The sequence below is a fragment of the Cylindrospermopsis sp. CR12 genome, assembly GCF_001432185.1.
In the GTDB taxonomy this organism is placed as follows: domain Bacteria; phylum Cyanobacteriota; class Cyanobacteriia; order Cyanobacteriales; family Nostocaceae; genus Raphidiopsis; species Raphidiopsis raciborskii.
Window position 1 is genome coordinate 13,231 of sequence record NZ_LMVE01000042.1, and the last position, 22,685, is coordinate 35,915.

The 22,685-nt window shown below is 38.9% G+C and carries 15 protein-coding genes and 1 pseudogene; 10 read left to right on the forward strand and 6 right to left on the reverse strand.

Going from position 1 to position 22,685, the window contains the following annotated elements:
* The first annotated feature begins 168 nt into the window (after window positions 1-168).
* Window positions 169-909: an amino acid ABC transporter ATP-binding protein gene (locus tag ASL19_RS04475; RefSeq protein WP_057177448.1), complete on the forward strand. Its 741-nt coding sequence runs from the start codon at window positions 169-171 to the stop codon at window positions 907-909.
* 62 nt (window positions 910-971) lie between these two features.
* On the opposite strand, the gene ASL19_RS04480 is transcribed toward ASL19_RS04475, so the two are convergent.
* A complete protein-coding gene (locus tag ASL19_RS04480; RefSeq protein WP_057177449.1) occupies window positions 972-3,563 on the reverse strand; it encodes a M1 family metallopeptidase in 2,592 nt (863 codons plus the stop codon).
* 301 nt (window positions 3,564-3,864) lie between these two features.
* On the opposite strand from ASL19_RS04480, the gene ASL19_RS04485 reads away from it, so the two are divergent.
* From ASL19_RS04485 to truB, 4 genes are all read left to right on the forward strand, one after another.
* Window positions 3,865-5,490, forward strand: coding sequence for a DUF3352 domain-containing protein (locus tag ASL19_RS04485; RefSeq protein WP_057177450.1), 1,626 nt, complete (start codon window positions 3,865-3,867; stop codon window positions 5,488-5,490).
* A 45-nt stretch (window positions 5,491-5,535) separates the two neighbouring features.
* A complete protein-coding gene (locus ASL19_RS04490; RefSeq protein WP_057177451.1) occupies window positions 5,536-6,459 on the forward strand; it encodes a class I SAM-dependent methyltransferase in 924 nt (307 codons plus the stop codon).
* Window positions 6,460-6,797: 338 nt separating this feature from the next.
* Window positions 6,798-8,477: an alpha/beta fold hydrolase gene (locus ASL19_RS04500; RefSeq protein ID WP_329606406.1), complete on the forward strand. Its 1,680-nt coding sequence runs from the start codon at window positions 6,798-6,800 to the stop codon at window positions 8,475-8,477.
* 63 nt (window positions 8,478-8,540) lie between these two features.
* Window positions 8,541-9,416: a tRNA pseudouridine(55) synthase TruB gene (truB, locus tag ASL19_RS04505; protein ID WP_057177454.1), complete on the forward strand. Its 876-nt coding sequence runs from the start codon at window positions 8,541-8,543 to the stop codon at window positions 9,414-9,416.
* A 172-nt stretch (window positions 9,417-9,588) separates the two neighbouring features.
* On the opposite strand, the gene ASL19_RS04510 is transcribed toward truB, so the two are convergent.
* Complete coding sequence (locus ASL19_RS04510; protein WP_057177455.1) at window positions 9,589-11,598, reverse strand: TonB-dependent siderophore receptor; 2,010 nt, start codon at window positions 11,596-11,598, stop codon at window positions 9,589-9,591.
* Between the two features lie 111 nt (window positions 11,599-11,709).
* Window positions 11,710-12,591: an ROK family protein gene (locus ASL19_RS04515; RefSeq protein WP_057177456.1), complete on the reverse strand. Its 882-nt coding sequence runs from the start codon at window positions 12,589-12,591 to the stop codon at window positions 11,710-11,712.
* 158 nt (window positions 12,592-12,749) lie between these two features.
* Between ASL19_RS04515 and ASL19_RS04520 the strand changes: the two genes are divergently transcribed.
* A complete protein-coding gene (locus ASL19_RS04520; protein WP_057177457.1) occupies window positions 12,750-13,676 on the forward strand; it encodes a cobalamin-binding protein in 927 nt (308 codons plus the stop codon).
* A gap of 16 nt (window positions 13,677-13,692) precedes the next feature.
* Here the strand turns inward: ASL19_RS04520 and ASL19_RS04525 are convergent, their stop codons facing one another.
* Entirely contained in the window at window positions 13,693-15,963 is a 2,271-nt protein-coding gene (locus tag ASL19_RS04525) for a bifunctional (p)ppGpp synthetase/guanosine-3',5'-bis(diphosphate) 3'-pyrophosphohydrolase (RefSeq protein WP_057177458.1), read from the reverse strand.
* 132 nt (window positions 15,964-16,095) lie between these two features.
* Here ASL19_RS04525 and patD point away from each other — a divergent pair, with 132 nt between their 5' ends.
* Window positions 16,096-16,506, forward strand: coding sequence for a heterocyst frequency control protein PatD (patD, locus tag ASL19_RS04530; protein ID WP_235528929.1), 411 nt, complete (start codon window positions 16,096-16,098; stop codon window positions 16,504-16,506).
* A 303-nt stretch (window positions 16,507-16,809) separates the two neighbouring features.
* Here patD and ASL19_RS04535 read toward each other — a convergent pair whose 3' ends face one another.
* Window positions 16,810-17,547: a lipoate--protein ligase family protein gene (locus tag ASL19_RS04535; RefSeq protein ID WP_006276911.1), complete on the reverse strand. Its 738-nt coding sequence runs from the start codon at window positions 17,545-17,547 to the stop codon at window positions 16,810-16,812.
* 70 nt (window positions 17,548-17,617) lie between these two features.
* Between ASL19_RS04535 and ASL19_RS04540 the strand changes: the two genes are divergently transcribed.
* Entirely contained in the window at window positions 17,618-18,193 is a 576-nt protein-coding gene (locus tag ASL19_RS04540) for a gamma-glutamylcyclotransferase (protein WP_006276912.1), read from the forward strand.
* A 12-nt stretch (window positions 18,194-18,205) separates the two neighbouring features.
* Here the strand turns inward: ASL19_RS04540 and recR are convergent.
* Window positions 18,206-18,787, reverse strand: a pseudogene (recR, locus tag ASL19_RS04545) (recombination mediator RecR); the annotation flags it as partial.
* A gap of 165 nt (window positions 18,788-18,952) precedes the next feature.
* Here recR and ASL19_RS04550 point away from each other — a divergent pair.
* Both ASL19_RS04550 and ASL19_RS04555 read left to right on the forward strand, forming a co-directional pair.
* A complete protein-coding gene (locus tag ASL19_RS04550; protein ID WP_057177459.1) occupies window positions 18,953-21,574 on the forward strand; it encodes a DNA translocase FtsK in 2,622 nt (873 codons plus the stop codon).
* A 40-nt stretch (window positions 21,575-21,614) separates the two neighbouring features.
* Window positions 21,615-22,523 (forward strand): lipopolysaccharide assembly protein LapB, encoded by a 909-nt coding sequence (locus ASL19_RS04555; protein ID WP_006276917.1) that lies wholly within the window; start codon window positions 21,615-21,617, stop codon window positions 22,521-22,523.
* Window positions 22,524-22,685 lie beyond the last annotated feature (162 nt).

Consider the following 22,685-nt stretch of genomic DNA (forward strand, 5'->3'; position numbering starts at 1 on the left):
ATTAAGAGTAAATGAACTAAAGGTTAAAAAATAGCAACTCTCCTATAACCATAACATAAAGATGATATATATCATAGATAAAAGTCTATTAGAGTTGTTGGGAAATAATACTAATTGTTTAACCATAAATCAGCTATAATTAGGTGAGATTAATGTAAAATATCAGGCATGAAAACACCAAAGGCAGTTATTATTGCGGAAGACGTACATAAGTGGTATGGTAAATTCCATGTCCTTAAAGGGGTGAGTTTAAGAGTAGATCGAGGACAGGTAGTAGTCTTAATGGGCCCATCCGGGTCAGGAAAGTCAACCTTCATACGTACATTTAATGCACTAGAAGCATATCAACAGGGGAGAATAATTATTGATGGTATTACCTTGAGTAGGGATTTAAAAAATATTGAGGCGATCCGCTCAGAAACAGGGATGGTGTTTCAACAGTTTAACTTATTTCCCCATTTAACCGTCTTACAAAACATCACACTAGCACCCATTTGGGTGCGTAAATTGCCAAAAGTTAAAGCAGAAGAATTGGCAATGCAGCTGTTAGAAAGAGTGGGAATTTTAGCTCAAGCTAATAAATATCCAGGACAATTATCTGGGGGACAACAACAACGGGTAGCCATAGCGCGTGCGTTAGCCATGCAACCGAAAATTATGTTATTTGATGAACCGACATCCGCCCTGGATCCAGAAATGGTGCGGGAGGTTTTAGATGTGATGCGGAATCTTGCCCGGGAGGGAATGACCATGGTAGTGGTGACCCATGAAGTTGGTTTTGCTAGGGAAGTTGCTGACAGGGTGATTTTTATGGATGAAGGTTATTTGGTCGAAGACACAACCCCGGATTTGTTTTTTACTGCACCTAAAGAGGAAAGAACGCGAAAGTTTTTATCACAAATTCTTTAGAATACAGTAACCCAATTCTCCGGTTTCTCTTCCTAACTTGTTTAGCAAGTTTTAGATGGGCATCATTCCTGCTTACCAACTATCTTGGATTTGGCTTCTAAATTCTCCAGACGGCTTCTTAACTCCTGATTTTGTTGTTTGAGCTGGTCTAATTCTTCACGCATGTGACGGAGACTTTTTTCCGGTCCAATGTGCTTTTGAACTTTCGGAATTTCTTCCTGTGCATAGCGTCTGACCCTTCCATCAGAGGTTTGATCAGCTAGACTTTGTAAAATGCCAATTGCTTTTGGTGTTTCCATTTTTCCTAAGGCGCTGATCACAGCGATTTGGGTTAAAAAGAATGTCTCCTTAGCTATTTCTCCTAATTGACCTAAAATTCGTTCTAGATTGGCTGAACTTTGACCTAGGGAAATTTTACCCAAAGCTCTAATAGCAGATAATCGCAATGCTTGAGAAACCCCTAGTTTGCTGTATTCCAAGACTAAATTTAAGGCAGCTTCTGATGTCTTAAATTGTGATAATCCAGCAATTGCACCACTTCTAACTATTTCATTCCAACCTGCTCTTGATTGTAAAACAGATGCCAATAAGTTAATTGTAGTGTCTTCATCAATGTTTTCATCTAGGTTAGTAGCACTAATTAATCCCAAACTTTGACAAGCTGCAGCTTCTACATAATAGCTTTGGTCTCCTTTTTCTACCAGCTCTTTCACAGCTTGATAACTAGAATAGGTTTTGATTTGAGATAGGGATTCAACCACCGCTAATCGCACAAAGGGACTGGTATCTCCCAACCCGGAAACTAAACTATCAAAGACCTGATCTAGCTTAACTTCTGCCAGGTTTTTGGCAACTTCTGCTCTCACACCCCAAAAGGGATCGTTTTGTAAGGCGTTGGATAAAGCTTGTACAACCTCCCAACCACCTTTTTTGGCTAGTGCTTCTGCTGCATAAATACGAGAAACTGGATGGGGGTCACCTTCTAACTGGGCTTTTAGTTCCGGTAGGGGATATTCCAAAACTACAGTTTTTAAAAAATTATTGCCTACATCAAAACTGATAAAATCTGGTTTTTCTCCCAAAGGAAAGTAAAAACTTTGTTCTCTTTCATTAATCCGCACGGTAAAGGTTTTCAGGGGGGATTTTTCTGCTCTATAACCAAAACCAATGGGAATCTTGAGATCAAATAAATCTCTTTCATCACTAGCTTGAGTTTGAGTTACTGTGAGTTTTGCTAGGTTAACATCTCCATCCCAAAAGTAAGTAATTTTAAAATCCGGATGACCACCACGATAAACGTATTGGTCAAATAAGAAACTTAAATTTCTCCCTGTCGCTTTTTCTATGGATCGCAATAAATCTATGGTTTCTACGGTTTGGTGGGCATAATCTTGAACAAAGGTGTGAATGGCTTGCCAAAATAGCTCTTCCCCTAGCTCTGCGCGAATCATGTGATAAACACAGGAACCTTTTTCGTAAATATGGCGATCATACAGTTCTATCGCTTCTCGGTAAACATGAGTTACCATGGGACGACGATAACGATGACTGTCTTCATTTAAATAACTACGTGCTTCTAACAAGCGATAGTAGGCTGCTTCCTCCGGTCCGTATTCATGCTCTGTCCACATCACTTCTGAATAGGAGGCCATCCCTTCCTTAATCCAAGCATGAGACCAGTGTTTAATGACTAATAAGTCACCAAACCATTGATGCGCCAATTCATGGACAACTAAACTTTCTGTATTACGGTTGTCTAGGAGGGATCTTTCATCTAGCAAGCATCGATCTGTTAGCAGGGTGGTAGAAGTGTTTTCCATCCCCCCAAAAATGAAGTCATCCACGCACACTTGAGCATATTTGGGATAGGGGTAAATATAACCATAGCTTTGACTTAAAAATTCTACCATGCGAGGCGTTTTGCCTAAGCTGCGTTCAGCATCTGCTTCTCTCCCTTTCTCTACGTAATAACTGATAGTTTTATCTTGCCACCCCTGTTTTATCTCTGAAAAATCACTGACAGCTAAGGTCATTAAATAGGTTGGATGTACTTGTTTTTGGACCCAGTGATAAATTTGATGATTTCCATCCTCTAATGTATCAATTAACTCACCATTGGAAATTGCCATCAGAGGTTTGGGCACGCGAATACGAATTTCTGAGGTGGATAACTGTCCTGGATAATCAAAACAGGGAAACCAGTAACGGGAATCTTCGTCTTCACCTTGAGTCCATACCTGAGTTGGTTTATGGGGGTAGTATTTGTCCGGTTGGATAAAGTAAATTCCTCTTTGGGGCTTTTCTACTGAGTAGGCGATCGCCAGTAACAGCCTTTTGCCACACTGGGTAGCTTCAGACAAGTAAATATAAAGCTTTTTTCCATCATGTTCAAACTTCTGCTCAATTTCATTGATTAAGACAGATTTTATTTTCAGGTTGACAGCATCCAATACTAATCTATCAATGTGATTTCGTATTGGTAATAGACTAATGCTACAATCACCAAAACAAATTTGGTTGGAAATGTCTAAACTCAAATTCAGAAAAATATGCTCTACTTGTCCTGGCTTATCAGGATTATAATGTGGTTTAGCTCCTGGTAGTTCGAAAGATTTGTATCTTTTTTTGTCTGTATCAAAATGGAATTGCAACATTGTTTATTAATAGCCTTGTCATCCTGAACATTTTCTTCAACAGAATAGATAATGCACCCTGTTCAAAATTTAACTTGAGCAGTATGGTGTTTGGGATCTGATGATTACAAGCAATCCCCCCATTCTATCACCCAAGTTTCATATATTGGTATCATCTGATATTGGGTAATTTGGAATCGTTAACAAAATTTTCCAAAATCATATCCAGATTATCATTAAGCAGATATTAATTAACTCCCAGAAACTTAGTAATGGACTTTGTTACTATTTAAGATATTTTCAACCCGAGAGGATGATGACAATGGCTAAGAGTAAATCCAAGTTCCTAATTCCCGCTGTTGGCGCTACCATGGTGGTTGCAGGGAGCATAGCTACATATCTGTACCTAAATTCTTTTACAAGTGAAACTCCGTTGGAGAGTGCTAAATTAATTCCCAGCAACACTTTAATGGTAACCTACTTCAATACAGATCCACAACTCTGGAGTAAACTGGGCAAATTTGGCACTTCCCAAGCACGACAAATAGTAACTCAACGGTTACAGTCCGTCAATCAAAGTATATTTGAAAACAATATTTCCTATGAAAAGGATATCCAACCCTGGATTGGTGGTGTCACCCTTGCTGTATTACCATCAAACTCTAATGGGAATTTATCTACCTCAGCACCTAATCTACTAGTGGTTGGCATTAAGGATAAGTTTGGTGCCCTAAATTTTGCTAATAAATTAAGACAGCAAAAGACTCTCAAAACTGAGGAGTTCAACTACAAGGGGGAGAAAATTATTTCTAGTAATAACAAGGGTAAGTCTAGTTATCTTTGTTTGTTAAACAGTACATATATACTATTATCTGATCAAAAGGAAACTGTACAAAAAGCTATTGATACTTTTAAAGGTCAACCTTCCTTTGCAAATGCGGAAGCAAGTAAAAGTATTCTTTCTCAAACAGTAGATGTAAAAAATAGTCTAGGTCAAATATATGTACCTGATTATGGTAAGATGATCAAGGAACTAAGTGCGTCAAGTCCGAATGCTGGACCATTACAACCACAAGTTTTGGAACAAATTAAGCGAGTAAAATCACTAGTAGCCAAGGTTGGGATTGATGATTGGGGACTCAGGTTTAAAGCGGTGGTAAATTTAGATCCTCAACTAAACAAGTTTGAGTATGAAAGCAGTTCTTCCAAAATACTGGAACTGGTTCCTGGAGATACTATTGGTTTGGTCACAGGGAAAAACATTAATCGCACCTGGCTAACTTTCTTAGACGAATCAAAAAATGATCCTCAAATTTGGCAAGGGATTCAACAAGTAAAACAACAATTCCAAAACAATGCTAATATTGACCTCAATAAAGACATATTTAGCTGGATGGACGGGGAGTTTGCTTGGAGCGCAGTCAAGTCAAATCAAGGACTACTAGCTAATAGTGGGTTTGGTATAGCAATGGTCTTTGATACGAGCGATCGCCCGACAGCGGAAACAACCTTAAAGAAACTAGATGACTTAGTCAGAAAGCAGTCATTAACAGTAGCAAAAAGGAACATTAACAATAAAAGCATTACGGAGTGGGGGGTTCCGGGTGGAGGGATTTTATTTACCCATGGTTGGTCAGATCAAGATACCGTATTTATGGCGCTTGGGGGTGCGGTGGGGGAGAAACTGGCTGACAATAAGGGACAAACCATTGACAAAAGCAACAATTTTAAGTCTGTAATTAGTTCCCTAGAAAAACCCAACGGTGGTTATTTCTATCTGGATATGGACAAAACCATCCCCATAATCAATAGTATATCAGGTCAACCCCTACCACCAGATACAACTGCCATTTTATCTTCAATTCGCGGTTTTGGGATGACCTTTCACAACCCCAATAAGTCCACCACTCAACTGGAAATGTTATTGGGATTGAAACCGAGTAGGTAGGAAGCATACAATCGTAAATCAACTGCTCATCATCTAACCATCCACATGACTACTGCTATCAAACCCGATTTAACTTCAAACTTGGTCAATAGGGTACTTTCCATTAAGCCCTTATTTGATTTTGCTAAACACCAAGCAAGAGAAATGATGATTAAACGGGCCCAAAAAATAGGTGTAAATTGGCATCAAGAAGTGGAAAAGTTGCAAGCACGAGACTGGAGCAATGATCTGGCCCAAGTGCAAGATCCTCAACTTACCTATCCAGACTACTATCTTACCTCATTTCACGCATACGAAACGGGTAATATGAGTTGGCAAGCTGCTTTTGAGGTAGAATCTGCTGCTTATGCAGTTCATGCAAAGGTTTGGCCAGATTTTCTTCCTGACGGAGATGCCAAACTTAGACAAAGCTACCACCATATCCTGAAAACCTTGATCCCCGACACACCAAAGGATATTTTAGACCTAGGTTGCAGTGTGGGAATGAGTACCTTTGCTTTACAAGCAATTTATCCCCAAAGCCAAATTACGGGTTTGGACTTATCTCCCTATTTTTTAGCTGTTGCTAATTATCGTTCTCAAAAAAGTCCTCAATATCAAAATTCCATTAATTGGCTTCATGCAGCAGCGGAGTCTACAGGAATGCCAGATAATTCCTATGATCTGGTTTCTATTTTTCTAATGTGTCATGAATTACCCCAGTCTGCTACTCAAAAGATCTTTGTGGAAGCAAGACGGGTTTTACGTCCAGGTGGTCATTTGACCATTATGGACATGAATCCCCAATCAGAGATTTACAAAAAAATGCCCACTTATGTTTTTACCTTGCTAAAAAGTACAGAACCCTATTTAGATGATTACTTTACCCTAGATATGGAGAAATCATTGATAGATGCTGGTTTTAAAACTCCAACTATGACTAGCAATAGTCCTAGGCACAGAACTGTTATTGCTCAAGTAATCAAGTAATGACCCGCTCTGTGAACAACAACCCTCATATATGGATTACGGGGGATTTATTGACAGGTAAAAAAGTATCAAAGAACCCTGAAATAACCCCCGGATTCGAAGTAATCTCCCTATTAAATCCCTCTTTTCCCCACTTCCAAAGGACTGCTCAGAAATATCCAGAGGATGGGGGTAAAAAGGGGTATATCAATGTATCAACTTACCAGGTGTTTATATGACTACCAAATCAAAATCCTACTTAAACGCACTAAAAAACCCCGGATATGAAGAGTTTATTTGGTAATTTCCCCAATTTCCCCAACAGAGTCAAAAAAAATTCCCTTCTATTGCTACTATCAATGCTACTACCAACTTTTAGCATCGGTAGTTCCGCTACAGCAGCAGAAAAAATATATGTTAATTATTCCATTTTAGAAATTCCCATTCCAGTCCTTAGTTTGGAAAAATATACCAAAACGGGAGTGCTAGATAATGATTTATCAGTTTATCAAAACTCCCTCCAGCAGTTACAAGATTTAAAACAAATACTCTCCATAAAAATACGTATTGATCCTGCCACTACTAAACAGTTTCTTCATACCTTACCAGGGGAGTTTATATTACAAAGATTGGCAAAACTAATAACTAATAAATCTGGGGAATCAACATCACAAATTGAAAATTTACGCACTGCTATAGTTGCTGCATCAGCACAACCAGAGGGTTTAACATTATTGAACTTAGTGAAAAATTACCCTGGTTATAGTGTGAATATAGACCTAGACCATGGTTTATATGTGGCTAAGAATTTAGAGCGGTTAATTAATAAAACAAATCAGGCGATCGCCATTATACAAGAGCAATCAAAAAAAGAAGCTGCTAATATTCCCCAAGGGAATTTATCCGTTTTACCAGATTTGCAAAATCAAGGTAATTTCATAGTTAAAAAATCTGTCAAGAATTTTTTTGATACTAGTCGCAATCGGCAATTATTAACAGATATTTATATTCCAGAAAGTAATAATTTTCATCAGTCGATTCCAGTGATAATTATTTCCCATGGATTAGGTTTAGATAGTAGTAATTTTCGCTATTTAGCCAAACATCTAGCTTCTCATGGATTAGCTGTGGTTGTTCCCAATCATCCTGACGTGCTGCTCAAAAAAATTAATCTCACTAAATTAGAAGAAGCAAAAGAGCTGATTGATAGACCTCTTGATATAAAATATATCTTAGATGAACTAGAAAAAATTGACCGGATCCATATACCATTCCAGGGTAAATTGAATCTGCAACAGGTGGGAGTATTTGGACAATCTCTGGGAGGTTACACCGCCCTAGCATTAGCAGGAGCAAAAATTAACTTTCAGCAACTAAAAAAGGATTGTACTCCCAATGCACTGGGGGAAACCTGGAACATGTCCTTATTACTTCAATGTCGGGCCCTAGAATTGCCCAATAATTTCTTGACTGAACAACAAGTTAAGTTAAAATTGAAGTTGTACGGAGACTTGAACACTAATCTCAAAACTAATCTAAAACCAAATTTAACCCTTAATTTACGGGATGATAGAATAAAAGCAGTGATTGCGGTTAACCCTTTAATCAGTTCTATATTTGGAGAGGATGGATTAAATGAAATTGCCACTCCAGTTATGTTAATTAGCAGCAGTCAAGACGCTGTCTCACCAGCGTTATATGAGCAAATTCTTCCTTTTTCTTGGTTAAATAAGGTTAATAAATTTCTGGTTATGCTGGTAGGTGGAACTCATTTTTCTAGCATTGGCAATAGTGAACCAGGAAGCGAGCAAATACTATTACCACGAGAATTAACCGGAGACACGGATCAGGCCCATACCTATATCAATACTTTAAGTTTGCCTTTCTTCCAAAGCTATGTATGGGGGAGACCACAATATCTCCCCTACCTCAATGCTGCTTATGCTCAAAAGATTTCTCGTCAGTCCTTGGGTTTAACTCTGATTCGGTTTTTAAAAACTCCCCAGTTATTACCTCTATTCAAGGAGCAACCAGAGTAGGGAAATAGAAAATATAATAAAGTATAATTTAGAAACTATAACTTAGAAATTACTAATTATTTCGTGGAAGGATTTCTCAATTTAAACAAACCTGATAACTGGACCTCTCATGACTGCGTAGCTAGGGTGAGAAAATTGCTTCGGTTAAAACGGGTAGGACATGCAGGAACTCTAGACCCAGCAGCTACGGGAGTATTACCCATTGCTCTTGGTAGGGCTACAAGACTGTTGCAATTTTTACCTGGCAATAAAGCATATCAAGCTACGGTCCGCTTTGGGATCAGAACCACCACAGATGATTTACAAGGGGAAGTACTTACTTGTGAACCTTGTCCCCATTTAAATTTAACTGACATAGAAAGGGAAATTGGGCAATTTACCGGGTTAATTCAACAGATACCTCCCAGTTATAGCGCTATCCAAGTGGATGGTAAACGATTGTATGATTTGGCACGACAGGGAGAAATCTTCCAAGCGCCAACGAGAACTGTACAAGTATTCAAAATAGATATTCTGGGTTGGCGTACTGGTGATTTTCCTGAATTGGATTTAGTTATATGCTGCGGTACAGGTACTTATATTCGTGCGATCGCCCGGGATTTAGGGGTAGTGTTAAAAACAGGCGCGACTCTGGCTAAATTGACTAGAACTGAAAGTAGTGGTTTTGATTTAGAAAACAGTTTGAGTTTTTTAGACATAGAAAACCAATTACAGTCCCAGACATTTAAACCTATTGCTCCGGATACACCATTAGAAAACTTGTCATTTATTAACCTGGAGGAAACAATTGCCAAAAAATGGTGTCAAGGACAAAAAGTGCCAGTAGAAGTTAGTTTAATGGATTTAGTTAGGGTTTACGGACAGCATAACAACTTTTTGGGAATTGGTAAAATAGAAAATGAGATTCTCATACCTCAAATGGTGTTTGAACCAGTATAAACTTGCTATTTCTTAGGATGGAAGAAACTCCACAATGGTTTTCCACCATCCCAAGTAAACCAACTAAGTAGGGAGTCACAATTATTTGTAGGATGGGTTAACCCATGAGGATGTTGGGTTTCATACTTCAACCCAACCTACGTTCATCTTATATTTAATTCCACTCACCGACTTAAATATTAGCGTTGACACCCACTCTAAAAGTGAAACCAGGACTGTAGATACGATTTACCTTTTCATACTGTTCACCCAAGAGATTTTCTAGGTAAAAAGTCAGTCCCACATTTTTACCCATGGGAATGCGACCACTCAAATCTAAATTAACAAAACTAGGAGCAAAGTCTGTAGCTTGCTGACCAGCATTATTATTAGTAAACAAAGCACGACGAGTACCGCTATTATAAGTCAAATATAAATTAGCCCCCCAACCTTTGTTTTCATAACCCACACCACTTTGTAATAAAGAATAAGGAATCAAACCTAACTGTCTTCCCTTTTCTGTTCCTGTTTTAATTTGCGCATCAGTGTAAGTATAATTGACAAAACTAGACCAATTAGGAGCAAACCTATATTGTAAAATTCCCTCCAAACCATTGGTATTTACCAACCCTACATTGTCCCATTGAGGTGGATTGGGAGCGGGACGAGGAGCAAGAGACAAGCGATTATCCAGACTACTGCCAAAATAGGTTAACTGGGCCAAGAAGTTCCTAGATATATTAAAATCAAACCCTGCGGTCCAAGTGGAACCAGTTTCTGGTTTTAAGTCAGGATTAGGATCCCAGTTATGGACTGTGTCAAAAACATATAACTGGTCTAACCCCGGATTCCGTTGGGCTCCCCCCCAACTTCCTCGCACTGCAACTACGGGATTAATCGCATACTTTAAACCCACACTAGGATTTAAATAACTGCCAAATTTGCTGTCAATATTTTGTCTTAAACCCAAATCAACTGAAAAATCATCGGTAATCTTCCAAGTATTGACTGCAAATAAAGCTGTGTTGAGAACACTTCTATCTTCCTTCTCATTTTTGGCAGCAAGTGCTGGGTTGGTACTAATAACATCTCCCTTTAAATCAGTATTTTTTAAATCTAACCCCCAGCGTAATTGATTATTGAGACTCAGTTTCCACTCATGATCTACCCTAGCAGTAATTTGTTTAGTATCTAGGATTCCTGTGCGATTGAATATTCCACCTGCACCTGTTGGTCCATAGGTACTAAAATAATCCTGGTTATAGCCAACGGTGGTGGTGAGATTAGAATCATTGTTTTGAGCTAATCGAGTTTTCCAGGATAATCCCACATTTATAGCATCATGGTCTAATCTATCCCTTTGCAGGGGAAATCCAAAGTAAACTAAACCCCGACGACTGGCAATACTCTTCACATCTAAATTCAAAGAATTTTTGGGGTTAACATCTAAAATCACACGACCAAAATAGGTACTAACCCCTGTATCAGCATTGAATAAAAAACCATCAGCAGGATTGCGATTAGCTGCTCCTTCGGGTACGGGATAACGGTTGTCTATGAAGAATCTTTCAAAGCTTAAATTGTATTTAACTCTGTCACCAGAACCGGAATAACTCAACTGTTGATTATTAAAATTTAAAGAGCCAAATTCTACAGTACCAGTAAGTTTTGGCTTGGAAGAGCCTTCTTTAGTGATGATGTTAACCACGCCACCAAAAGCAGAGGAACCATACAAAGAAGCAGCACCACCGCTATATAATTCAACTCTTTCAATGGATTCCACGGGAATACTATTTAAATCTGTAGCTCCATGATAGGTGCTAATATTAGTGTTAATTGGTCTGCCATTAATTAAAAATACAGATTGATCAATGGAAGCACCTCTATAGTATGTACCAGTGTGAATATCCGCTCCATGTCCTACATTATTAATAGTAAAACCGGGCATTCTTTTTAAAACGTCAGCTACACTTGTCGCACCTTGCTTTTGAATCTCTTCTTTGTCAATAATATATGTGGGAGTAGATTCCGGTAGAACGTCTTTTTCTCCTATCACATCTACGGAAATATCTGAATCATCTTGCTCCGTTGCTAAACTGGTACTTGAGAATTCACTAGCATGCGCCTTACCACCTACAGAAACGGGAAAAACCACCAGCAGATTCAATAAAAAAACCGGGAATAAAACAAAACTACTTTTCATATTTTTAACTCACACCTAGTGTGGGTATTCTCTCTCCCAGTCAAAAAACTGTCAACAGACAGGTTGTCATACTAGGTTGTTCATCGTGAAATTTCTAGTAATGCACAATACTTACTTATTCCAAGCTAATTTTGCTGCACCTACCATACCTGCACTATTACCCAGTTTGGCTTGTAAAATTTGTAAACCTATACGAGAACTTGGTAAAACCCGGGTTTCAATTTCCTCTTGCATTGCTGGTAAAAAATACTCAAAACTAGCACTAATACCACCACCAATAATAATTGCTTGGGGGGTAAGTACATATATTAAACTGGTTAAACCAATGCCCAAGTCTTTACCATATTCTTGCCAAAAAGTCAAGGACTGAATATCACCTTGTTGAGCCAACTCCCCCAGTATAGCTGGGTCCTTTCCTGTGCGACGAGAAATAGCACCAATGGAGGTGTATTGTTCTAAAGAACCTTGATTACCACTATTACATAATGGGCCATTGGGATTAAGAGTAATTAGTCCTAGTTCCCCTGCTGCACCTTGATGACCAACAAATAGTTTACCATCCAAAATAATGGCTCCACCCACACCGGTTCCCAAGGTCAACAAGATCAAGTTTTGAAAATCACGCCCTGCACCCAACCATGCTTCTCCTAACCCTGCACAGTTAGCATCATTGGCAATAATTGTGGGTATTCCTGTACGGGTTTCTAACCATTCCGCTAAGGGTACATTGTCCCATCCCTCAAGGTTGATCGCTACTTTGGCAACTCTCCCCGCTGCATCCACGGGGCCTGGAGTTCCTACCCCTAGGGCTAGGATTGTACCATTCTGCTCAATCAGGGAATTTATCCCCTCTAACATTGTAGATAATACAGCTTCTGGAGTCGCTGGTTTAGGGGTCTGTAATATTATAGTTTGTAAGCGGTTGCCATTAGGGTCAAATACGCCTAATTTTATAGATGTTCCCCCCAAATCAATGCCAATTACCAGTCCCATAATTCCCTCCCTCCCCCCTAAGATAGATGTACTATTCACATGAATGTGTCAGAAATAAGATTATAATACTAAATGTGAAGAAGTTGCACATACTGGACTACTTTTTATTGTGAATTTGTTTTTAATTTGTAACTCCTAATTTTGAGGAGGTGAAACCTATGGAAAAAGATATCAGAATTGTGTCTTTAATTCCCAGCGCTACTGAAATAGTAGCTACCCTGGGACTCCAAAATGCCATTGTTGGTCGCTCCCATGAGTGTGACTATCCCCCAGAAATAGCTAGTTTACCTGTCTGTACCCAAGCTCGATTAAATGGTAATGGCAACAGTAGTGCTATTCACGATGAGGTAAGTAAAATTCTTCAGTCTGCTTTAGGCATTTATAAGATTAAATTAGATGTTCTAGAAAAATTAAAACCTACTCATATTATTACTCAAGCTCAATGCGATGTTTGTGCGGTTAGTTTGTCAGATGTGGAAAAAGCTGTGAAGGAACTTACCCATCTTTCACCTGAGATTATTTCTTTACAACCTACCACCTTAGGAGATGTATGGGGTGATATTGAAAGAGTGGGTCAAACTTTCGGCGTGAATTCAATAAAAATACTAGAAAATTTGGAAGCAAGAGTAAAAATTTGCAACAGAAGAATAGGTGGACTTTCCCTGGGAGAAATGCCCACAGTTGCTTGTATTGAGTGGACTGACCCAGTGATGACTGCGGCAAATTGGATACCTGAGCTGGTAGATTTGGCGGGAGGAAAAATCTTGTTTACCGTTATGGGTAAACCCTCTACCCGCATTAATTGGGAAACTCTGGTGGCAACTAATCCAGATGTAATTATTTTTATGCCCTGTGGCTTTAATTTGGAAAGGACTCAACGAGAAGCTAAGTTATTAACTCAACATCCGGACTGGGGTAAACTCCATGCTGTCAAAACTGGAAGAGTATTTGTCACAGATGGCAACGCCTATTTTAATCGACCAGGACCACGATTGGTTGATTCTGTAGAGATTTTGGCGGAAATCCTACACCCGGATATTTTTGAATATGGTTATCAGGGTACTGGGTGGGAACTGGCCAATTAACAACAGATAATACGCCTTATGTTGGTGAGCTCTCCATTTCACCCACCCTCCGAATATTCAGAATGTCACTCATTTTTTTGATCTGCACAAACAAATGTTCTAATTGATTGCGATCGCGGACTTCAATACCAAGCTTCATCAATGCTGGTTGACCGGAGGTGGTCTTTACATCAGCGTGACGGACGTTGATACCTTGATCAGTGAGTCTAGATAGAACATCTTTTAAAATACCAACTCTATCCAGGGTCTCGATTTGAATGGCCACGGGATATGTTTGGGGACGGTGGTGATGTTCCATAGCTGTATTCCACTGTACAGGTACGAACCGTTCATATTCTACCTGCTCTAAGTTATGACAGGATTGACGATGAATGGATATACCTCTTCCTCTAGTTACCACACCAATAATTGGTTCTCCCGGAATTGGTGTACAACATCCAGCTACATGATAAACCAAACCTTCTACTCCTAAGATTGGCGAGTCAGTGGACTTGGACGTGGTGGGAAAGCTGTCCTTAAAAGTTTTAGGAGATAAATCTTTAGGTAAAAACGGAATTATGTCAGCTACGGGCTGCTGTGACTTGATTATATCTCGCCAGCGATTTAAGACTAAATTTAAGGTAATTTCTCCATACCCCAAACCTGCTAATAAATCTTCCACATTGTGATAATTGCACTTTTCTGCTATGGTTTGCATGGGGTTAGATTTTAACAGGTGATCAAATCCGGTTTTGCCTAATTCTTTCTCTAATAATTCCTTACCTCTAGTAATATTCTCTTCCCTTCGGGAACGTTTGTACCATTGTTTAATTCGATATTTTGCTGCTGAAGTCCTGACAAAATTCAACCAGTCTAAACTAGGATGACTATTCTTTTGAGTAATAATATCAACAATGTCCCCATTCTGTAGTCGGGTTGATAGGGGTACTATGCGCCCGTTTACCCTTGCTCCTGCGCAGTGGTTTCCCACTTCTGTGTGAATGCTATAGGCAAAGTCTATACTAGTAGAGCCTGGACTGAGAGCAACCACATCTCCTTTAGGGGTAAAAACATAAACATCATCTTCAAATAAATTATCTTTAACACTGTCTAAATATTCTTGGGCATCTTTCAAATCACTTTGCCAGTCTAATAATTGCCGTAACCAGGCAAATTTTTCATCTGTCCCTGTAACTTGAGCTGTAGATCCACCTGTTTCCTTATACTTCCAGTGAGCTGCAATACCATATTCTGCTACATGGTGCATTTCCATTGTGCGGATTTGCACCTCTAGGGGACGACCAGTTAAACCAATTACACATGTATGTAAAGACTGATAACGATTAGGTTTAGGCAATCCAATGTAATCTTTAAATCTACCGGGAATGGGACAAAAAGCATCATGCACTACTGCTAAAGCGCGATAACATTCCTCATTTGTTTCTACAATAATTCTTAATGCAGCCAAATCATAAATTTCATGAAATTCCTTTTGCTGACGCTGCATTTTCTGATAAATGCTATACAGGTGTTTAGGACGGCCACTAATATCCAAACATTTAATTCCCGCTTGTTCAATTCTCTCCCGCAATACCTCCTTAGCTTTGTTTAATTTTTCTTCCCGTGCGGTTCTTTTTTCCGCCACGTGTTCTTGAATTTCTCGATAAGCATCCGGTTCCAAATATTTAAACGCTAAGTCTTCTAGTTCCCATTTAATGTGCCAAATACCCAACCGATTAGCTAGGGGGGCAAAAATGTCTCTAGTCTCCTGGGCACTGCGACGACGACTGGTTTCCGACATATACTGTAGAGTGCGCATATTGTGTAACCTGTCTGCCAATTTCACTACAATCACTCGGATATCCTGGGCCATGGATAAAAACATTCGCCGAAAATTTTCTGCTTGACTTTCGGTTTTGCTGGTGAAGTTAATTTTCGATAATTTAGTCACACCCTCCACCAATTGTCTGACTTCATGACCAAATTTCTGTTCTATATCCTCAATTGTGACTTCTGTATCCTCAACTACATCATGTAGAAACCCAGCTGCTATCATAGTAGCACTACAACCTAAATCCCTTAACAAATCAGCTACTGCTATTGGGTGAGCTATATAGGGTTCTCCCGATTTTCTGTACTGTCCTTCATGTAGTTCATAAGCAAACTTTAAGGCACTGCAAATTAAATTGTTATCATTACGCCTTCGGTCATCCTCTCCTGAACCACTGTTGCTAGTGTTTTCTTGAAGGCATCTTTTTAGCCATTGAGGTAGGTTAATCTTTGTCAAAGGGTCAATAAAGCTGGTCATAGGAATAGTGGGTTTTTTAGTGGGTTAATGCTTTTGGTATTTGGTTTCAAAACTGTGGATATAGTCTTGAAACTGGGTGTTTTTGGCTGTAAATCGATTAAGAATCGAGTTCTGCCATCAATTTTTGCGATCATGGCAGAACCTAGTAATCTGATTCTAGAAGATATAATTGTACTCCAGATTCAAGAAATAGAAGTTCTAATGTCCTTTAAATATCAAAAATATCAAGAATTGAAAACCTTGGTTGAGCTATTGTTGTCAGATGTTAACAAAGCCCATGTCTACGATCCCACCTGGAAATCCCTTTTGGGTGAGATCAGCGGTTTTTTTGCGCGAGAAATTGCCGTCTTTACTGATTTGGAATCTCGTCAGCAGTCTTATCAAACAGAGATAAGTAAACAGATACGTTTATTAGAACTTGATATGATGTTTTTACAAAGTGCAAAACAGACACTAACTATAAAATCACGATTGGAAAGTATTCAACAAAGAGCTGAAATTTTAATTAGATATTGTCAAAACATATTAGAAATAAGCTGTTAGTGATTAACCACCGGTTCACTATCATATAGGGAGAATGATAAGATAAATTTATATAAATGCTATCGTTTTTTGAATGGGAGTCACTAGACTTATTTCTAGACTACATCAACGATCTTAACCGATATGACTCCAATATGAACACAGGATGAATGATTTAATTTACTAATATAAAATTTCCATGAAACCTCTTGCCATTTTCCTAAAACTAGTGATATATTCTATTTGTGTGTGAGGAGCAAAGTTCAAAAGGCGCTTAGGGTGGAAACACGGCAACACTCCTGGGCGCTTTTTGATTGTGTAGCTTTAGTGGGGATCAGATGCCATAATTTCTTGCCACTCTTCCGGGGAAAGAGGTTCCTCTTCTAGAACCATATTAAAGACATCACAAGCAGCAGCAATCAAACTGGGAATAATAACTTCCTGAGTCAGACTCTTAGGGAGGCTAATGGGAAAAAAGGAACCTTCACCAAATATGGTCTCAAACAGCTCCTGATCCGGTTCCAAAACCATGGAGCCATGTTGGAGAATGACCTTATCAGTTCGCAGTTGGGCGCTACCAATCAGTTTAGCACCATTTGATAGAATTAAATCTGCACCCGTTGCAGTGCCAAAGCAGTTGGGATTGTGAATATAACCCCTTCCTGCTTGACCATAGCTTAATTGTACCCCAAGTGACCCCCATCCTTGAATCAGAAAGTCACAAATCTTGGTGTAAGATTGCAATCGGTTCCCGGTTATTCCTGATGTGATAACGGTATAGGTTAAATCACCTTGATGTAGAACCGCCCTACCACCACTGGGACGAGAGACCAAATCTATCTTCTCACCTTGCCAAATTAAGTCATGCCAAAATTCTGGGTATGTTTTTTGATGATGACCCAGGGAAATAGCTGGGGGAGACCAGGTATAAAACCTGAGAATTCCAGAGTATGTTTTTAAAGATTGGTGCTCATGCTGTTGTAGTAACCACCTGTCAACTGCCATTTGTATTTTACCAGGTGCTGGAAAACAGGGAATTAACCGCCAAATTTGTTTGACCACAAAAAGTTGGAAAACTACTAAAACTACTATAGTATGGTAGATAGTAGAATTCTGAGCAAGGAAAAAACAGTTGCAAGAATCACAACAAAAAGCACCAACACACAAGATACCAAAAGAACCAACATTCTACTATTTTGCCTATGGTTCTTGCATGTGCCCGGTAGACCTAAAGCGATCGCTTGGTGAGAATGTCCATCCTTACGTAGTTGGACATGGCATACTAAAAGAATATAGACTGAGATTTTATGGCTACTCTCATTTACGTAAATGCGGAGTTTTAGATGTGGTACAAGATACTGCATCCCTGGTTAGGGGTGTGCTGTATGAACTACCTTGGAGGTTCAGCGAAAATTTGGATAAGAGAGAGGGGGTATGCCAGGAATTCTATCGTCGTGAGATGGTCAAGATTCAGCACCAAGGTGAAATATACAAAAATGTTCGCACGTACGTCGTGGTAAATAAATTACTAGAGGAAATACCACCAAATGATTGGTATTTTAATGTAGTATTAAGGGGTGCAATTACCTGTGGGTTACCAGAAGAATATTGCTGGCATTTGTTTGACAAAATGCACGGGTTACAACAGAAATCGCACCAAACCTCTAATATTAGTAAAAATAATTTTAAGAAGACCTGCAACTCCTGAATCTAGTAATGGTTAGTCTAATTCCCGACGACCTTCTAGTGCTTTAGCCAATGTAATTTCATCAGCGTACTCTAAATCACCACCCATAGGTAAACCGAAAGCGATACGGGTTACCCTGGTAAATGGTTTAAGTAACCCAGCTATATACAGAGTTGTAGTTTCCCCCTCCACGCTAGGACTAATGGCCATAATTACCTCTTGGGGTTTTTGTTGACTAACCCGACGGACGAGAGCTTGTAAAGTCAACTGTTCAGGTCCAATACCATCCATAGGAGAAATTACCCCACCCAAGACGTGATACTTACCCCTATACTCGCGGGTTTTTTCCAGAGCAATCACATCGCGGGAATCAGCAACCACACAAATGGTTTGACTATCTCGATGGGGATTGCGGCAAATTTCACATACGGGTTCTGCTGTGAGATGATAACAAACCTGACATAAACCCACCTGTTTTTTGGCATCAATTAATGTTTGTGCAAGAGCCTCAATTTCTGACTCTGGACGCTTTAGGATATATAAAGCCAAGCGTTGGGCGGACTTGGGCCCAACTCCGGGAAGGCGTTGTAATTGTTCAATTAATCGGGCTAAGGGGCGTGTATAAACCGTAAATTTTCTCCTGTGCTTACAAACGTAATTTTATGGTAATCCTAATCAAGGTTAAAACTAAGTTTAGCAAAAAGCATCTGGAAATTACACCTTATACTATAATTAGGTGATACTAAAGCTTAGTAGATAAGGTAAACGGAAGTTAACACAATGCACTACCTAACAGATCCTGCGGAAATCTACCAGCAAATTTCTCAGCTTGCTAAGTGTAAAAGTCTGTGGCTAGATACGGAAATCGCTGATTGGAATACTCCGTGTCCTAGGTTATCACTAATTCAGGTATTGGCTAACCCTACGGACTTAATCGGTGAGTTTGCTTATATTTTCGATGTCTTAGATAAGCCCGATATTTCCACATATTTTATTAGCCAAATTATGGTTGATGCCCAGATTCAAAAGGTGTTTCATAATGCAGATTTTGATTTGAAATATTTAGGTAAAAACTCAGCTAAAAACGTTACTTGTACTTTTAAAGTAGCTAAAAAAATTGGACATAGAATTTTACAAACCACTAACTTAAAACTAAAAACTTTAGCTGTTGAACTGTGTCACTTTTCCGATGTGGATAAGGAAGGAGGAGCTAGTGATTGGGGAAAACGACCTCTGTGTGAAAAACAACTAAAGTATGCTGCTATGGATACGGTTTACCTCGCTTCTGTTCATCGTCGGTTAATGGAATTATCCGATCCTGATGCTGTCAGTAGTATTTTTAATAACAATTTTGATAATACTACCCCCAATATCCTTCATGATATGGCAAACCCTGAATCAGAAAATTCTTCTTTGACTCCCACCAAACTAAGATTGGCTTTTGAGTGTCCTCGGATATTTTATCTTAATCATCGTTTTAATAATAAATCTTTGTTTATTCCGGAAGGTTTGATTGGTGGTATTGGTAATGTTTTTCATAAATTGGCAGATGAATTTATCGATTTATTGCTGAATGATGCCGAACTTACAACTCTATTTAATCCCCATCCTAACGAAATAAATTTGCAAGAGGTGGTGTTAGCGCTTCAGCAGTCATTTTATAAAATTGTCTTTTTTCCCTATTCTCAAACCCAGGAAGAGAGCAAGTCTTTGGTATTACATCAAGTTTGGCTAGGATTAACAGGATTAATTAAAAAGTTCACTGAGTTATTGATTAGCAATCGAAATTATTGCCATGCCAACTTACTTATTGCTAATACTTTTATGAGGGAGGATCGCGTTTTAGAACATGATTTTAATTTACCAAATGGTAAAAGACAACTGATAAGAGGTAAATGTGATTGTTTGGTATTTGATTTTGCAACCAACCGGTTTTCTGTGATAGAGTTTAAAACTTATCAACCAATAGATACATCAGCACAAGTGGCTCAGGTCGCCCTGTATAGCTATATGTTATCTGAGAGAAAAAAAGTACCTGTTAATGTTGCTGTTTATTGCGTTCTACCTGAATTCAAGGAGTATAAATATACTGCCGAAGAGTTAGAAAATAATATTCACCAAGTCATACCTCATAAATTATTACAAATGCAAAATTGGTTGACCTGGGAACCTCCCCAACCCAATCCACCTCCTATGACATCCCAGTCTCACTTATGTCAAATTTGCCCCGAAAAACAAAAGTGTCAGACTTTTTTTGCTCCCGACTTTGACAACTATTTTAATAACTGGGAGTTTAATCATCAGGATTCCCCAAATATTGAGGGTAAGAATTCCCCCCAAACAAGTAAAACTCAGAAAAATAATCCCTTTAATCCCGATCAAATTGGGTTAGATTTGGTGAACACTTTGAAATCCTTTGGTATTGGTGTGGAGTATCAAGGTGCTATAGTAGGTCCGGCATTTGTAAGAGTGAAATTAAAACCTAATTTGGGTGTTAAAGTGAATTCTTTATTGAAATTATCTGATGATTTACGGGTGCAATTGGGACTAGAATGCCCACCCTTAATTGCATCACAAGCTGGCTATGTAAGTGTTGATTTACCCCGCAAAGACCGAGAAATTGCCAGATTTGAAGATTATATGCAAAAGAATTTTTTATCTGCGACTGCTAAGTTAAAAATTGCCCTTGGATTGAATATTGATGGGAAGTTAGTAGAAGCTGATTTGTCTGATCCTAATACCTGTCATTTTTTAGTTGGTGGAACCACCGGAAGTGGCAAAAGTGAGTTTTTAAGATCCTTGCTCCTAAGTTTGCTCTATCGACATTCTCCTGAACACTTGAAAATTGTTTTAGTAGACCCTAAAAGAGTCACTTTTCCTGAGTTTGAAACAATTCCCTGGTTGTATTCACCAGTCGTAAAAAATAGCGATCGCGCCATAGAGTTAATGAGTGAGTTAGTAGCAGAGATGGAATCCCGATACCAAAAATTTGAGCTGGCTAAATGTGCCAACATAACAGTTTATAATCAAAACTGTGCCCAGGTTTTACCACGTATAGTTTGTATATTTGATGAATATGCGGATTTCATGATAGAGAAAGAGACCCGAACTGCTTTAGAGCAGAGTATTAAACGTTTAGGAGCAATGGCAAGAGCAGCGGGAATACATCTAATTATTGCCACCCAGCGTCCAGAAGCTACTGTGGTTACTCCTATCATTCGTTCCAACCTTCCTGGAAGAATTGCTCTGCGCACTTCAAGTGCTGCGGACTCCCAAATTATTTTAGGGGGAAAGATATCACAAGCAGCGGACTTATTGGGTAAGGGGGATTTGGTTTATCTAGTTGGGTCTGAATTACAAAGAATCCAGAGTTTGTTCGCTGAAAAAATTCAGTTTTCTTGACCACTATTCATTATCTATTGAAACCTTTAAACAGAAAATTATGAATACCTGGCTAAAAAAATATCCTTTAATGACGCTGATTACCATCTCAATTTTATGTATTAACATGGAATCAGCGGTTTCCATTTCATCCCCCATGGGACTTGTTGTTCAAGCTACTCAACCAATAGCATTAGATTGGTTAAACAAGGGGTTAAAAGCTATTGCAGAGGGTAAAGTACAAGACGCAATTATAGCTTTTCGTCAAGCAGCACAATTAGATCCAGCTCTAGCCCCCGCTCATTATAATCTAGGTTTAGCACTGCGACAAACTGGCAAATTACAACCAGCAGCAGACGCATTCTATCAAGCCACCCAAGCTGATCCCCAATTTGCATCAGCTTTTGCTAATTTAGGCGGGGCATTATTAGAAGGAAATAATTTACCATTGGCAATCGATTATTTAAAAACTGCTTTACAATTAGACCCAAAGTTGGGTTTTGCCCACTATAATTTGGGATTAGCAAGACAACTGCAAAAAGATTGGCAACAGGCGATCGCCTCTTTTCAACAGGCAATAATATATAGTCCAAATTCTGCAGAGCCAGTTTACCATTTGGGGAATTGTTATTTACAACAAGGGAAATTAGAATTGGCAAAATCAACATTTATTAAGGCTATAAGTTTAAATTCTAACTATACAGAGGCTCATTATAATTTGGGTTTAATTTTGTTCGAGCAAGGACAACTACAAGATTCATTATCAGCATTTAGAAAAGCTGCTCAGACAAATTATAATTATCCTAATGCTTATTACGGAGCGGGATTAGTATTTGTACAACTTAAACAATATGAACAAGCAATAAAAGTAATAAAATATGCAAGAGATATATACCAAAAACAAGGCAATATGGCATGGGCAAATAATGCGGAGAAACTGTTGACACAAATACGAAATCTTAGAAGATAAGTGGGTGAGTGGAATTAGACATGAACGTAGGTTGAACCCAACGCCCCCATGAGTTACCGCTAACCCATCCTATAAATAATCGTGCCTCCCTACTTAATTGCCCACCAGTAAATTTCCCAATTCCTAATTACCAATAAACCATCATCTACCCCGATGTCAAAG

Bases quoted from the DNA above. Each gene is read 5' to 3' on its own strand.
- ASL19_RS04475 (WP_057177448.1), top strand. From the start codon at position 169: ATGAAAACACCAAAGGCAGTTATTATTGCGGAAGACGTACATAAGTGG.
- ASL19_RS04480 (WP_057177449.1), bottom strand. From the start codon at position 3,563: ATGTTGCAATTCCATTTTGATACAGACAAAAAAAGATACAAATCTTTC.
- ASL19_RS04485 (WP_057177450.1), top strand. From the start codon at position 3,865: ATGGCTAAGAGTAAATCCAAGTTCCTAATTCCCGCTGTTGGCGCTACC.
- ASL19_RS04490 (WP_057177451.1), top strand. From the start codon at position 5,536: ATGACTACTGCTATCAAACCCGATTTAACTTCAAACTTGGTCAATAGG.
- ASL19_RS04500 (WP_329606406.1), top strand. From the start codon at position 6,798: ATGCTACTACCAACTTTTAGCATCGGTAGTTCCGCTACAGCAGCAGAA.
- ASL19_RS04510 (WP_057177455.1), bottom strand. From the start codon at position 11,598: ATGAAAAGTAGTTTTGTTTTATTCCCGGTTTTTTTATTGAATCTGCTG.
- ASL19_RS04515 (WP_057177456.1), bottom strand. From the start codon at position 12,591: ATGGGACTGGTAATTGGCATTGATTTGGGGGGAACATCTATAAAATTA.
- ASL19_RS04520 (WP_057177457.1), top strand. From the start codon at position 12,750: ATGGAAAAAGATATCAGAATTGTGTCTTTAATTCCCAGCGCTACTGAA.
- ASL19_RS04525 (WP_057177458.1), bottom strand. From the start codon at position 15,963: ATGACCAGCTTTATTGACCCTTTGACAAAGATTAACCTACCTCAATGG.
- patD (WP_235528929.1), top strand. From the start codon at position 16,096: ATGGCAGAACCTAGTAATCTGATTCTAGAAGATATAATTGTACTCCAG.
- ASL19_RS04550 (WP_057177459.1), top strand. From the start codon at position 18,953: ATGCACTACCTAACAGATCCTGCGGAAATCTACCAGCAAATTTCTCAG.
- ASL19_RS04555 (WP_006276917.1), top strand. From the start codon at position 21,615: ATGAATACCTGGCTAAAAAAATATCCTTTAATGACGCTGATTACCATC.